The organism is Ureibacillus manganicus DSM 26584, from assembly GCF_000772945.1.
Lineage (GTDB): Bacteria > Bacillota > Bacilli > Bacillales_A > Planococcaceae > Ureibacillus > Ureibacillus manganicus.
Genome location: NZ_JPVN01000017.1, coordinates 38,396 through 52,818, shown reverse-complemented (window position 1 = coordinate 52,818; position 14,423 = coordinate 38,396). Strand labels below are relative to the sequence as shown.

Genomic DNA, 14,423 nt, shown 5'->3' with positions numbered 1-14,423 from the left:
TTAAAAATTACTCAGCGTTTTCGATAATAGTAGCGATTCCTTGGCCTCCACCAATACACATTGTGATAATGGCACGTTTTAGACCTCTACGTTTCATGTCATAAATTGATTTCACAGTTAAGATTGTTCCACTCGCACCAATTGGGTGTCCTAGTGCAATTGCTCCACCATTCGGGTTAACTTTTTCTTCATCAATTTCTAAATCTTTAATAACTGCTACAGATTGTGCAGCAAATGCTTCATTTAATTCGATTAAATCGATATCATTTAATGTTAATCCTGCTTTATCTAATACTTTTTTCACTGCAGGTGATGGCGCAAATCCCATAATTTCTGGGTCAACACCAGCTACCGCTTGTTCGCGAATATAAGCAAGAGGTTTTAATCCTAATTCGTCTGCTTTTTCTTTAGACATAATGACTACTGCCCCTGCGCCTTGGTTAATACCAGATGCATTCCCTGGAGTAACAGTTCCATTTTCAACAAATGCTGGTTTAAGTTTTGCTAACTTTTCAAGGGAAGTGTCGCGAGGATGCTCATCCTTATTAAAGATTGTTACTTCGCCTCTTCTGCCTTTTACTTCAACAGGTACAATTTCATCGTCGAAGTAACCGTTTTCAATTGCTTGTTTAGCCTTTTCTTGGCTCTTTAATGCAAATGCGTCTTGTTCTTCACGAGAAACGTTAAAACGTTCAGCTACTTTTTCAGCTGTAACACCCATTGCATATTTTCCAAATGGATCTGTTAATGCAGTTAATAAACCATCTTCTAAAATGTCATGACCCATTTTATATCCGTATCTGCCTTTTCGAACGTAGTATGGAAGTAAATCCATATTTTCTGTTCCAGCTGCAACGATAATATCCGCTTGGTTTGTTTGAATTGCTTGCACTGCACTATTAATAGCTTGTAGTCCTGAACCACATAGACGATTCACCGTTAATGCTGTTGAATGAGTAGGAATTCCTGCTTCAATTGCACACATGCGTGCGATAAAAGCGTTTTCAGCAACTTGCCCAACACTACCAACAATGACTTCTTCAACTGATTCCGCTGCTACACCCGCTCTTTGTAATGCTTCTTTAATTGCAATTGCACCTAATTCAGAAGGATGTAGATCCTTAATTGTTCCACCCATAGTTCCAATTGCCGTTCTTGCTGCCCCTACGATTACTACTTCTTTCATTTCATTATCCCCTTTCAAATGGTTGAAGTTTTGTTTACAATTTTAGAATCTAAACGATTAGATTTTTTGATATAGTTAGAGATTTCCATGTTGGAAAATCCACTAGTTTCGTGAATCTAAACGTTTAGATTTTATTTCAAAAAAATAATAGTTATTTAGATAACTAGCTTAATTATAAAATCATTTTTCTGATTTGTAAATACTTTTAGAATTATCTGTTAATTATTATTCAAATTAATGAGGATTTTGTGCGGAGGCCGCTTCATGGACAGTTCCTGCGCTTTTTCTCGCACTTTTGTCCATGAGACAGCTTCTCATGGACAGTTCCTTCACTTTTCCTTACGTTTTTGTCCATGAGAGCCCTGATATTGGACACTTCACCTACTTTTTTCATTCCTACTGTCCAATATCGCCACGTTATTGGACACTTCACTTACTTATTTCACTCCTACTGTCCAATATCGCCCGGATATTGGACACTTCTCTTACTTTTTTCACTCCTACTGTCCAAAATAGCTCCGATATTGGACAACTCACCTACTTTTTTCACTCCTACTGTCCAATATCGCCACGATATTGGACAACTCACCTACTTTTTTCACTCCTACTGTCCAATATAGCTCCGATATTGGACAACTCACCTACTTCTTTCACTCCTAATGTCCAATATAGCCACGATATTGGACAACTCACCTACTTCTTTCACTCCTAATGTCCAATATCGCCACGATATTGGACAACTCACCAGCTTTTTCCACTCCTACTGTCCAATATCGCCACGATATTGGACAACTCACCTACTTTTTTCACTCCTACTGTCCATTACAACCCATCACATACACACTTCCCCAACTTCCTCACGCTTGTGGATCACTCGTGCACATACGGAATCGTTAGCGGACCTAATGGCAACACCGCCACGGACATGTTTTCACCGTATTGTTCTCTTAATTCCTCTATAGTCTTCTCAATGTTATCTGTCGGCTTCAACAATGAATTTGTCACTTGTTCTTCTGATAATTGCGAATAAACATAGACATCTGCCCAAGTTTGGATCACTGCTTGTTTTTGCACTTGCCATTGATCAAACATTTTGAATTCAGGATTATTAATCATATCAAGCAACTCTTGTGGTGTTTTTGCTAATTGCAGTATTTTATAAAAGTTCCCATGGTCTGGAATACCATCTGAACATTCAGAAGCAATAATGATTGTGCCACCCTTTTTCACAATCTTTTGTGCTGCACTCATCCCTTTTACCGCTTGATATAAATTTTGGTCTAATGGATAACCAGAATTTGAAGTGATCACCACATCAAAACGTTGTTCACATTTTACCATTGCATGTTCTTCAACATAGGCACAACCTTTATCGTGTGCTTCATATAGCTCTCCAGCAAACACTGCAGTAATTTCTTTTTCTCTATTTAACGTAACATTTAGCATGAAATCAGGTTTACACATTCTATTGATTTCCCTTGTCATGTCTTGCACTGGATTTCCTTGCATGTTACCCCAAGTCGCTTTTGGGTCGCCAATCATTTTCGCATTGTGGAATGTCATGACCGTTTCAATTCCCGCAATACCCGGCATAATTCCTTTTGGACCACCTGAATATCCCGCAAAGAAATGAGGTTCGATAAACCCAGTGACGATTCTAAAATCGGCCTCTACATATTCATTGTTTAAATAAACATCGCAACCAAATCTACTTTCCCCTACTTTTACGAGTGCTTCGTTATTGTGACATTGATTATTAATAATACGAACGTTTTCAACAACCCATTCACCTAACATCTGAATAAATTCTTCTTTTGTTTGATCGCGGTGGGTACCTGTTCCATTAATAATAACAAAATTTTCCAACGGTACATGATCTAACTCCTTTATTAGCAAAGGAACTAATATATGATTCGGAGTTGGTCTTGTAATGTCACTAATTACAATTGCGACTTTATCTGTAGACTTTACTCGTTCCTTTAAAGGTGAACTTCCGATTGGGTTTCGTAAAGCTTCAATAACAGCTTCTTCCTCATTATCACATTTCGGTACATGTTTCGGCTCAACGATAAATGTATCCTCTGGAACATCAATCAACAGACCATCTCGGCCATAAAGTAAATTTACCTCCATTTGAAACTCCCCCTTCACACAAACTTATTTGCCGTGTTTCATCAACAACCGTGTAATTTGTTCTGCTGTATTTTCCAACAGCTCCTGTGCACCTTGAATTGCTTCATTTAATGTTAGTGGTCTATTGATAATACTAAAGACAGCTATAACGCCATATTGATATAGTTGCTCAATGCCTTTTCCTACCGTTCCTGCAAGGATAATTGTAGGGACGTTTTGTTTTTGAGCGATTTGTGCGACTCCCATTGGTGTTTTTCCAAAAACAGTTTGATCATCAATTTTCCCTTCACCTGTAATAACAAAATCAGCATCTATAATCACTTCTTCTAATTTTGTATACTCGATGACGATATCAATGCCTCTTCTAGTTTCTGAAGGGAAAAATGCTTGGAAAGCACCCCCGATTCCACCAGCTGCACCAGCTCCTGGACGGTCATGAAGGGAAACGTCAGTAACTTTTTCAATTTGGTCAGCCCAATTCTTCATTCCTTCATCCAAAAGTCGCACCATTGTTGATGTTGCACCTTTTTGCGGACCAAAAACGTGAGAAGCACCTTGAGGCCCAATCATTGGATTTTGTACATCAGATGCAATAATAAATACGCTATCCTTAATTCGACTGTCAAAACTACTTAAATCGACTTCTTTAATATTAATTAATTCCCCACCACCATGGGCAACCTCACTGCCATTTACGTCAAGAAGTTTCATACCAAGTGCTTGGAGCATACCAGCTCCACCGTCATTTGTAGCAGAACCACCAAGGCCGATCACAAATTTTCTAAATCCGTCATCCAGCGCTGTTTTTATTAACTCTCCGACACCATATGTAGTAGTTTTAAATGGATTCAACTCTCTTGAATCGATTAAATGTAAACCCGATGCACTAGCCATTTCAATTACACAAGTTTCAGAGTCTCCAAGGACACCATACGATGCTTCCACTTTTGCACCAAGTGGCCCTGTAACAGTAACTTGTTTTTGATATCCATTCGTAGAGGCAACCAATGTTTCCATTGTGCCTTCCCCACCGTCAGCCATTGGAATTAGTACAATATTTGCTTCAGGATCAGCCTTCTTTATGCCTTTTTCGATGGATTTTGAAACTTCAATTGCATTTAAACTTCCTTTAAAAGAATCCGGTGCGATAACAATTTTCATATTTTGTCCCTCATTCTTTTTATAATCGATAAAATTAGAATAATACTCTATAACTCTTAGTTAGAATTATAGAGTATTCGTTTTAAGCATTCGGCATAAACAATGTTTTAAAACCTTGACCCTGTTTCACAGAATTTATGGCCGCTTCCCAATCGTCTAAAGCAAATTTATGTGAGATTAATTTACTTAAAGAAACTTTGTTTTCCTTCATTAATGTTAAGGCGATGTCCCATGAAGTTGGATTTGATGCGAAACCATTTACATATTTAATCTCTTTCATTAATAGTAAATCAGAGTTAAATCGAATCGGTTTCCCAAATAAGCCAACTTGTATAAGTTCCCCTTGTTTTCTTAATAATTGGATACTATTATCTAAAGAAGATTCATGGCCAGCACATTCAATGGCAACATCAAATCCATAAGGTCCACCTAATTCTTGTAATCTTTCAAAAGCTTCAGGATTTTCAATATTAATGGCTTCATAGGCACCAAATTCTTTTGCAATTTCAAGTCGATCCTTATCTCTTGACGTTCCAACCACAACCACTTTCGCACCATTCGCAACACTTACTTGTAATGCAAGCATTCCCATTGCCCCGACACCGGATATGACAACATGATGGTTTGATGTAACAGTTCCTCTTTCGATCAAACATCTCACAACACAAGCTAAAGGTTCAGATAATGCTGCTTCGTCAAGACTAATATTTTCTGGGATTTTATAGACAGCTCTAGATGGAACAATTAAATATTCCGCAAAAGCACCGTTCACTCCAGAACCTATCGATTTTCTTGAGTTACATAACATCAAAACCCCTTGTTTACAATAAATACATTTTCCACATGTCACAGCTGCCGTTAAAGAAACAACTCGATCTCCAATAGAAAAATCTTTCACGTCACTTCCAAGCTCAACAATTGTTCCAGAAAATTCGTGACCCATCACAACGGGCATATTTACTGGATATTCATCGTAAATAATATGCATATCCGTACCGCAAATCCCTGCAGCATGTACTTTTATCTTAATCTGTTCGTTAGATTCAATTGCAGGTTCCTGTATATCTTGTAGAGCGACACCTGAGTAACCCTCGTTCACCTTCAATAATGCTTTCATTGTTTCACCTACTTTTTATGAAATAAATGATGCTTCAGTCGTTAAATAAAATTTCACCAGTTCATCATCAATTGTTAGCCCTAATCCAGGTAAATCTTTTGGAGTTGCAACTCCATTTTGAATTGTATAATTTTCACCTGCGATTAATGAGAAGCTACTATTTTTTCCTTTCGTTGACACAACCTCGATCATTTCAACATTTGGAAAGGCTAATGCTACATTTAAATGAAGCGATGCATAATAGTGTGGGAATAATTTCAGGTTGTGAGCTGCTGCTAAAGAAGCAATTCTTTTCCATTCAGTTATTCCACCACAAAGCGTTGTATCAGCTCTTACAACATCGACTACTTGGCGGTTCATGATGTCGAGAAACTCCCAACGCCCTGCTATAAATTCACCCATTGCAATTTTTGTATCGATTTTATTTCTTAAAAGAGACAAACCTTCCTTATTTTCAGGTGGTAAAGGTTCCTCGATAAATGAAAGATAACAGCCTTCCTTCTCGGCTTTATTGACCCATCTTGCAGTTTCATGAAGATCTGTCCAACTACCATTCGTATCAATTGCTAATGAAACATCATCTGGAAGGAATTTTCTAAGAGCGACAAAGCGCTCATAGTCTTCTTCCATCGAAGCCCCACCGACCATTAACTTCAACTGTTTGTACCCATGTTCGACGTACTCCTCATATTCCTGACAAAGTTGTGTAATATCTTTGTTTGGAGCGTAGTACCCACCAGCCATTAGGACAGGAATAGATTTTTTATAGCCTCCTAATAATTCATAAAGAGGCATATTCGCTTTCTTCCCTTTTAAATCCCATAAGGCTAAATCTACAAGGGAAAGTGCTCGCATGAATAAACCTTGACGTCCATTTAAACGATTCCCAATATATGCTTTTTCCCAAATAGCTTCTATATTATTAACATCTTCACCAATAACAAATGGTGCAATATTTTTTAAAATAGCCGTGCTTAAATCTCCACCGCGCGTGAAAGCAAGTCCAACTCCAATGCGGTCAAGATTCGTAATAACCTCTACCAAACAATATTCTCTACTATTAACTGAATAACTTCCTAGCCAAACTGGATCATCTAGAGGAATATTTATAGTAGATACTTTAATATTTTTGACAATCTCCATTCTGGCACTTCCTCATCATTCATCTTAAAAGTCCAATAAACGAACCTTACTTTTTCACAGGTTCAATTAACTCGATTAAATACCCATCTGGATCGATACAATAAACAATTTTTGCACCTTTGTTTAAACCAGCAGTTGAAACAATCGGTAAATTTGACCTGAACTGTACACCTTTTGAAGCCAGTTCACTATAGACCTTATCTAGATCACTTACGTATAAGCAGAAATGACCTGAACCATAATCGCAAGGTCTGACGCTACTTGGATGACGTTCGACTCCTACATATTCTAAAAGTTCTACCATTGCATCACTACCTGGCACCTTTAAAAAGGCTACTCGGATTTTTTCAGCAGGAACATTTACAATCTTCATGATATATTCCTCTGTCGCATCTCTTAGTGAATACAGTTCCAAGCCTAATAATCCACAGTAAAAATCTAAAGATTTCTCCATCGATTGAACTGTCACACCTGCATGGTAAAAACCAGTCACATATCCTCCCACTATCACTCACCTGCTTTCAAAAATTAAACAATCTTCCAATCTTTTGATTCCAGAATAGCTGATAAGTCCTTCATAAATTGAGCTGCAACTGCACCATCGAGGATTCTATGATCAAAAGATGCCGTAATCGTTAAAATAGGCTTTACGACAATTTCATCAGCTTCATTGACAACTGGTTGTTTCACCACTGAGCCAACTGCTAGTATTGCAGCTTCTGGCTTATTTATGATTGCGTTAAATTCATCTACCCCAAATGCCCCTAAATTTGAAATTGTAATTGTACCTTCATTCATATCATTTGGTGTTAATCGATTTGTTCGAGCTTTTTGAATTAGATCATCTCTTTTTCTCGCAATGTCAACTAAAGATAATTGATCTGCATCTTTAACGACAGGTACAACTAAACCACCATCAATTGCCACTGCTAAACCTACATTGATCTTATTATTCTTTTGAATACGCATTTCATTTTCAGTTTCTATGAAATAGTTATTTACAATTCTATTCTTCTGAATTGCCTGCGAAACTCCTTGAATTATAAAATCATTTAAAGAGATTTTAATATTTAACTCGCTTAGCTTATTTTTTATGTCATTGATGTTTGTGACATCAATACTTTTCTTAATCATAAATTGTGGAACATCGCGGAAACTTTCCGTTAATTTCTTAGCAGTTAGTGAGCGAATAGTAGTTAACTTTTCAAATTCGACATTTGAATCTATTACATTATGTTCTACATTCGTCGTTTGGCTTACAGGATTCACTTGTTTTGAATAAGAAGTTATATCCCTTAAAATCACTCGATTTCTAGGGCCAGATCCTTTAATTGACTGAATTTCTTCTGCTGTCAGTCCCATTTCGTGAGCCTTTCTTCTTGCAGCAGGTGATACTGGTTTGTTTGGAAAACGCGGATACATTGGCGCATTTTTCGAACTTGTAGCCGCCACTATTATCGACTCTTCTTGAACTACAGGCGGGTCCTGAACATTCACTGGATTAGTAGTTTTTTCATCAGTACCTTTTTCACCATTTTCTAAAATACAAATCGTTTCTGACACTTTAATCGAATCACCTTCATCAAAAAGACGCTCAATTACAGTACCTGCAGTTGGTGCTTCGATTTCAAGAACAGATTTATCTGTTTCAACTTCAAGTAAAACATCGTTCTTGTTTACAACATCACCAGCTTGTTTTAACCACTTCACAATTGTTGCTTCTTCCATCGTTAAACCCATTTTCGGAAGGTTAACAGGTATTTTCAAATTTTCTCCCTCCCCTCAGCCAATTATTTTACTTCAATATAAAGCGCTTCTTTAACCGCTTTTACTATATCTTTTACTTGTGGTAATACTTCTTTTTCTAATTCAAGATTGTATGGAATCGGAACATCTTCCGCGCCAACTCGAATAATTGGTCCGTCTAAATAGTCAAAAGCATCTTGTTGAACTTGACTCACGATTTCTGCACCCCAACCAAACGTTGTATGTGCTTCGTGTACAACGACTAAACGGTTCGTCTTTTTAACTGACTCAATAACTGTTTCAGTATCGAGTGGAGCCAAACTTCGAAGATCAATAATTTCTGCATCAATACCTTCTTTTTCAAGCTCTTTTGCTGCATCTAAAGAGAATTGCACCATTCTTGAAAGAGAGACAATCGTTACATCAGAACCTTTTCGTTTAATATCTGCTTTACCTAGAGGAATTGAATAGTCTTCTTCAGGAACTTCTCCCTTCGTGTTATAGAGCATTTTATGTTCTATAAAAATGACTGGACCATTCTCTGCAACCGAGGACTTTAATAATCCTTTCACATCATAAGGTGTTGATGGACAAACTACTTTGATCCCTGGGAATTGGGCGAATAATCCTTCTAAACTTTGAGAATGTTGAGCCCCATTTCCTCGTCCCCCACCGCCTTGCGTACGGATAACAAGTGGAACTTTCGTTTGCCCGCCAGACATATAACTAAATTTTGCAGCCTGATTTAAAATTTGGTCAATCGCTACTAAAGTAAAGTCAACCCACATAATTTCAATGATTGGTTTTAAACCTGTCATAGCTGCACCGATTCCAAGACCGATAAAACCTGACTCTGAAATTGGTGTATCAATTACTCGTTCCCCGCCAAACTTGTCGTAAAGTCCCTTTGTTACTTTAAACACACCACCGTAATGACCAATATCTTCACCTAACAAAAATACCGATTCATCTTCTCTTAATATTTCATCCAAAGCCTCATTAATCGCTTCCGCGTAAGTAATCTGTCTAGTCATATACACATCCCCCTAAAAAACATCTGTGAAGATTTCATCATAGTTTGGTTGCTCGCTATTAAGAGCAAATTGATAGGCTTTTTCGACTTTCAATTCAATTTCATGAGAGAGCTGTTCAACAATTTCGTCTGTAACAAGCCCTAGCTCGATAAGCTTATTCGTAAAGAGTAGAATTGGATCTTTCTTTTTCCATTCATTGACTTCTTCTTTCGTACGGTACGTTTCAGCATCCCCAAACATATGACCTTGTTGTCTATACGTCTTCGCTTCGATAAATGTCGGACCACCATTATTACGCGCTCTTTCTACTGCTTCTTGCGTTACTTTACTTACTGCTTCTACATCGTTTCCATCAACGATAACAGCTGGAATATGGTAAGCTAATGCTCTTTCTGCAAGATGTTCGTTTGGCACCATATCTGCAATTGGTGACATTTCAGAATATAAATTATTCTCACAAACAAATACGACAGGTAATTTCCAAATGGACGCTAAATTTAATGCTTCATGGAATACACCTTGATTTGTTGCACCATCGCCAAAGAATGTAACAGAAACTTGGGAAGTTCCTTTCTTTTTAGCGGTAAAAGCTGCACCAGTTGCAATTGGAATCCCTGCACCGACGATTCCATTGGCACCTAAAAAACCAATCTCTAAGTCAGTAATGTGCATTGGTCCGCCTTTTCCTTTGCAATACCCGTCAACTTTCCCCATCATTTCTGCAAATAACTTCTCCATAGAGGCACCCTTTGCAATTGCTTGACCTCTTGAACGATAAGTTACCGTTAAATAATCATCTTTATTTAACTGACTGCAAACGCCCACAGCAACGCCTTCTTGGCCAATATATCCGTGCAAAGAGCCTCCCATTAGCCCTGATTTGTACAATTCAATCGATTTCTCTTCAAATTTCCGTATCGTAATTAATTGATCTAAAATTCGTAAGCTTTCTTCTTTCGAAAATAGCAAGTTTGCTGGATCTGATACTTCGAGGTTGAACAATTGTCGTCATCCTTTCCTTATTTCGCTTTTACTTGATCACGGTCAGATACTAACTCTCCACCAATACTAAAAAGGTCTGCTTTTAGTTCGATGAGTTCGATTCTTACATTGTCTGGAGTAATTTCTAAACTGTCGCACACTGCCTTTGTTACTGATGAGACAAGCTCTCTTTTTTTCTCGATACTTCTTCCTTCAACAAGTTTTAAAGCTATATATGGCATACATTTACCCCCTGTTTGTTTTTAGGAAAAATAAAAATGGGGTATTTAAAGATAAAAGTAATTTATCTACTTTTGAATCTTCAATATCCCCAAATTTTTAAGCTCTTGCACCCATACCACCATCGATACGATAAGCAGCTCCTGTTATATAAGAAGCTTTGTCTGATGCTAAAAAGTATATTAAGTTAGCAATCTCTATCGGATCTGCATATCGATTCATTGGTATTTTCGCCTCGTATTCCTTTCTAGATTTCGAAAAATCACCTGGTGTTCTCATGCTATCAATTGAATCGATCATTCGAGTTTTTACAGGACTTGGGCAAATGGCATTCACGCGAATATTATTCGTTACATTTTCAAGAGCGGCTGTTTTTGTAAGCCCTATTAACGCGTGCTTTGAAGAACTATAGACTCCTAATCCTGGAGAACCAGCGACACCTGCAACCGATGCAAGATTTACAATCGACCCACCACGGTTTTTCATATGTCGAATACAATGTTGCATGCACAACAGTGGCGCAAATACATTTATTCGATAAACACTTAGTAAGTCTTCAAGTTGAATATCCTCAAAGTCACATAGCTTTCCTTCAGTACCAGCGTTATTAACAAAAACATCCACTGCTCCATAGGTTTCTATGATTGTCTGAAACATTGAATCTATTTCAGATTCTTCGTTCAAATCCACCTTAATCGTAAAAATATTATTGTTGTATTGTTCTTTCATTTCTTGTAGTCTCTGTTCGTTGACATCAGCAATTACTACCTTTGCCCCAGCGTTATAGAATAAGTCCGCCGTTTTAGATCCAATTCCACCTGTACCACCTGTAATAACAACAACCTTTTCTAAAAAATCCATTTTGACCCCCAAATTGTATTAATGAGTGTACACATCAGAATTTACTGAGGTAATAAAATTGATGGTAGATAAGTAGCAACTTGTGGTACAAATACAACCAAAACTACGACGGCTAACATAACTAAGAAGTAAGGGATAACATAAGGGATTGTCTCTTTTAGTTTTCCTTTTCCTATACCGACCGCAATATTTAAAATCGCTCCAACTGGTGGTGTAATACCTGCAAATACTAAACTTGCTACGATAACAAATCCAAAGTAAATTGGATCATAACCAATCGTTACTACTAATGGAGCTAAAATTGGAGCAAGGATAATTGTTGCTGCAATTGTTTCGATAAACATTCCTAAGAATACGATGAACACAACAATTAATAATAATAGAAGTGTTGGATTATCTGTAATGCTTGTTAGGAAGCCTACTACCATTAATGGAAGTTTTCCAAACGCTACTAACCAACCTAAAATACCAGCACCTGCAATAATAACTGCGATCATTGACGTTGTAGCAGCTGATTCAACAAAAACTTTGTAAAGGCCTTTCATATCTAACTCTTTATAGACAAACATACTGATAACTAATGCATACACTACTGCGATAACTCCAGCTTCAGTTGCTGTAAAGTAACCTAATACAATTCCACCTAAAACGATTAAAGGCATAATTAATGCCCAAACTGCTTCAACTGTAGCTTTACTAATTTCTTTAAAGCTTGGTTTACCATCTTCTTTTAAGTTTAATTTTCTACCAAAATAATAAGTAAGTAACATTAAACCTAATCCCATAAGTAACCCAGGAATAATCCCAGAGATAAATAATCCAACGATCGAAACGTTAGTAATTACCGCATAAAGAATCATCGTTAAACTTGGAGGAATAATCGGTCCTAATGATCCCGCACAGGCAAGAATCGTTGCCGCAAGTCCTGTAGGGTAACCCTTTTTCTTCATGGCTGGCATCATTACACTTCCTACTGCAGCAGTATCAGCAGCAGCAGATCCAGATACACCGGCAAAAACAATACTTGTTAAAACTGTTGATAATCCTAAACCACCACTAATATAGCCGACGAGTGCATTCGAGAAGTTCACTAACCTTCTCGAAATACCGCCGTGTTCCATAATCGATCCAGCTAAAACGAATAACGGAATCGCAAGTAGTGCAAACGAGTTAATCCCTGTAAACATTCGTTGAGGTATGAGGGCTAGTCCTAACCCACCGTCTGCAAATAAACTAAAGAGTGAGGAGGCTCCCATCGCAAATGCGATAGGGACCCCAATTGTAATTAATAATAAAAAACTAATCACTAGAACTATGAGCAAGATTCTCACCTCGATTTTTCATTAATTTAAAGTAAAGTTCAATTTGTGCAGCTATCATTAAAATTGCTCCTACTGGCAATGCCGCATAAACAAGTCCCATTGGGATTTGCATAACTGGTGATAACTGAGTCATGTTCATGATTGCTAATTGTGAACCGTAAAATGCAATGACAACTAGGAATAACAAACTACAAATATTTCCTATCGTAAATGTAATTTTCCAAACCTTCGTTGGCAGAACATCTTCAACTAAATCAAATCGAATATTCATACCACGGCGAATCATTGTAAACGCACCGATAAATATTAACCAAACAAACAAGAATCTTGAAAGTTCTTCTGTCCATGTAACATTCGATATTTTAAACAAACGTGCAAGTACTTGTAAAAATACATCTGCTACGAGTAGTGCAAATAATATTACACTTAAGGTATCTGCTATTTTTGCTAAGTGTTTCAATACAATCACTCCTTAGCTTTTTTAATAATTTCGTGGTACTTCTCTAATTTGTTATCTTTTACATATCCTTCAGTAACTTTTTCAGAAATTGGATCCATTCTTGATACATCAATATCTAATGTCTCCATTCCTTTTTCTTCCATCAACTCTCTTGCAGATACATTCGCAGCTAAAGAATCTTGGAAATATGCATCAACTGATTCATCCAACGTTTCAAGAACTAGCTTTTGATCTTCAGCACTTAATTTCGCCCAAGTTGCTGTACTAATATTAATTGTTTCGAATGTTAAGTTGTGGTTTGTTTCAACGATATATTTACCTAAATCCCAAATGTTAATTGTAGATAAAAATTCCGCGTTACTTTCTAATCCATCTACTACACCTGTTTCCATTGCTGATAATGCTTCTCCAGTTGGTAACGCTACTGTTTGAACACCTAACTCTTTAAATGTTCCTACGATTTGTGGAGATTCAAGTGTACGAAGCTTTAACCCGTTAAAATCATCTAAAGAGCTTACTTTCTTATCTTTACCTAAAACTGTAAATCTGTATCCTACTGGTTCGATTACTAATGTTTTAATACCAATTTGTTCTTCAATTTCTTTTTTGAATACATCCCCTAATTCACCTGATACGATTTCCATACCTTCTTCCATCGAATCAAACATTTGAGGTAAATCTAGAATTCCAAGTGGAGTATAGTAGTTTGATACTACTGCTGTATCCCCTAAAGACATGTCAACTGTACCGATTTTTAAACCTTCGATTAAGTCGCGTTGATCCCCGATTTGACCATTTGCGTATACATCAACTGTAATTCTTCCATCAGTTTTTTCTGCAATTTTTTCTGCAAATAATGTAGCTTGCTTACCTAACGTGTGATTTTCAGATAAATGGTGACCGAATTTTAATACGATTTTATCTGATGATGAACCTGACCCACCATTAGAGCTTGATCCGCATGCCGCTAACACAAATAACGCTGTGAACAATAACACTGACAAAATAATTTTTTTCATTAGAATATCCCCCTTGTTTT

General features: G+C 37.1%; 14 protein-coding genes. All 14 read right to left on the bottom strand.

The window, feature by feature from the left end; genetic code table 11:
- Positions 1–7: 7 nt before the first annotated feature.
- The 14 genes from CD29_RS13825 to CD29_RS13760 all read right to left on the bottom strand — a co-directional run bounded on the left by CD29_RS13825 (position 8) and on the right by CD29_RS13760 (position 14,403).
- Positions 8–1,186, bottom strand: coding sequence for a thiolase family protein (locus tag CD29_RS13825; protein WP_036188004.1), 1,179 nt, complete (start codon positions 1,184–1,186; stop codon positions 8–10).
- An 870-nt stretch (positions 1,187–2,056) separates the two neighbouring features.
- Positions 2,057–3,319 (bottom strand): nickel-dependent lactate racemase, encoded by a 1,263-nt coding sequence (gene larA / locus CD29_RS13820; protein WP_036188001.1) that lies wholly within the window; start codon positions 3,317–3,319, stop codon positions 2,057–2,059.
- Between the two features lie 24 nt (positions 3,320–3,343).
- Positions 3,344–4,480: a glycerate kinase gene (locus tag CD29_RS13815; RefSeq protein WP_036187998.1), complete on the bottom strand. Its 1,137-nt coding sequence runs from the start codon at positions 4,478–4,480 to the stop codon at positions 3,344–3,346.
- An 82-nt stretch (positions 4,481–4,562) separates the two neighbouring features.
- Positions 4,563–5,597, bottom strand: coding sequence for a zinc-dependent alcohol dehydrogenase (locus CD29_RS13810; protein WP_036187995.1), 1,035 nt, complete (start codon positions 5,595–5,597; stop codon positions 4,563–4,565).
- Positions 5,598–5,612: 15 nt separating this feature from the next.
- Entirely contained in the window at positions 5,613–6,740 is a 1,128-nt protein-coding gene (locus tag CD29_RS13805) for a mandelate racemase/muconate lactonizing enzyme family protein (protein ID WP_036187992.1), read from the bottom strand.
- 46 nt (positions 6,741–6,786) lie between these two features.
- Positions 6,787–7,233, bottom strand: a complete 447-nt coding sequence (locus CD29_RS13800) for a VOC family protein (protein WP_140422912.1) — start codon at positions 7,231–7,233, stop codon at positions 6,787–6,789.
- A 35-nt stretch (positions 7,234–7,268) separates the two neighbouring features.
- Positions 7,269–8,507 (bottom strand): dihydrolipoamide acetyltransferase family protein, encoded by a 1,239-nt coding sequence (locus tag CD29_RS13795; RefSeq protein ID WP_036187987.1) that lies wholly within the window; start codon positions 8,505–8,507, stop codon positions 7,269–7,271.
- Positions 8,508–8,530: 23 nt separating this feature from the next.
- A complete protein-coding gene (locus CD29_RS13790; protein WP_036187985.1) occupies positions 8,531–9,520 on the bottom strand; it encodes an alpha-ketoacid dehydrogenase subunit beta in 990 nt (329 codons plus the stop codon).
- 12 nt (positions 9,521–9,532) lie between these two features.
- Positions 9,533–10,522, bottom strand: a complete 990-nt coding sequence (locus CD29_RS13785) for a thiamine pyrophosphate-dependent dehydrogenase E1 component subunit alpha (protein ID WP_197061770.1) — start codon at positions 10,520–10,522, stop codon at positions 9,533–9,535.
- A 17-nt stretch (positions 10,523–10,539) separates the two neighbouring features.
- Positions 10,540–10,743: a 2-hydroxymuconate tautomerase family protein gene (locus CD29_RS13780; RefSeq protein WP_036187983.1), complete on the bottom strand. Its 204-nt coding sequence runs from the start codon at positions 10,741–10,743 to the stop codon at positions 10,540–10,542.
- A 97-nt stretch (positions 10,744–10,840) separates the two neighbouring features.
- On the bottom strand, positions 10,841–11,602 hold the full coding sequence (locus CD29_RS13775; RefSeq protein ID WP_036187981.1) for an SDR family NAD(P)-dependent oxidoreductase: 762 nt from the start codon (positions 11,600–11,602) through the stop codon (positions 10,841–10,843).
- A 41-nt stretch (positions 11,603–11,643) separates the two neighbouring features.
- Positions 11,644–12,909 carry a TRAP transporter large permease gene (locus tag CD29_RS13770; RefSeq protein WP_197061769.1) on the bottom strand — a complete coding sequence of 422 codons (1,266 nt, stop codon included), beginning with the start codon at positions 12,907–12,909 and terminating at the stop codon, positions 11,644–11,646.
- A complete protein-coding gene (locus CD29_RS13765) occupies positions 12,902–13,384 on the bottom strand; it encodes a TRAP transporter small permease (protein ID WP_036187979.1) in 483 nt (160 codons plus the stop codon). The genes CD29_RS13770 and CD29_RS13765 overlap by 8 nt, the downstream gene beginning before the upstream one ends.
- A 5-nt stretch (positions 13,385–13,389) precedes the next feature.
- A complete protein-coding gene (locus CD29_RS13760; protein WP_036187978.1) occupies positions 13,390–14,403 on the bottom strand; it encodes a TRAP transporter substrate-binding protein in 1,014 nt (337 codons plus the stop codon).
- Positions 14,404–14,423 lie beyond the last annotated feature (20 nt).

Excerpts from the sequence above, each read along its gene's own strand:
- CD29_RS13805 (WP_036187992.1), bottom strand. The coding sequence starts at position 6,740 with ATGGAGATTGTCAAAAATATTAAAGTATCTACTATAAATATTCCTCTA.
- CD29_RS13780 (WP_036187983.1), bottom strand. The coding sequence starts at position 10,743 with ATGCCATATATAGCTTTAAAACTTGTTGAAGGAAGAAGTATCGAGAAA.
- CD29_RS13775 (WP_036187981.1), bottom strand. The coding sequence starts at position 11,602 with ATGGATTTTTTAGAAAAGGTTGTTGTTATTACAGGTGGTACAGGTGGA.
- CD29_RS13815 (WP_036187998.1), bottom strand. The coding sequence starts at position 4,480 with ATGAAAATTGTTATCGCACCGGATTCTTTTAAAGGAAGTTTAAATGCA.
- CD29_RS13760 (WP_036187978.1), bottom strand. The coding sequence starts at position 14,403 with ATGAAAAAAATTATTTTGTCAGTGTTATTGTTCACAGCGTTATTTGTG.
- CD29_RS13810 (WP_036187995.1), bottom strand. The coding sequence starts at position 5,597 with ATGAAAGCATTATTGAAGGTGAACGAGGGTTACTCAGGTGTCGCTCTA.
- larA (WP_036188001.1), bottom strand. The coding sequence starts at position 3,319 with ATGGAGGTAAATTTACTTTATGGCCGAGATGGTCTGTTGATTGATGTT.
- CD29_RS13825 (WP_036188004.1), bottom strand. The coding sequence starts at position 1,186 with ATGAAAGAAGTAGTAATCGTAGGGGCAGCAAGAACGGCAATTGGAACT.
- CD29_RS13790 (WP_036187985.1), bottom strand. The coding sequence starts at position 9,520 with ATGACTAGACAGATTACTTACGCGGAAGCGATTAATGAGGCTTTGGAT.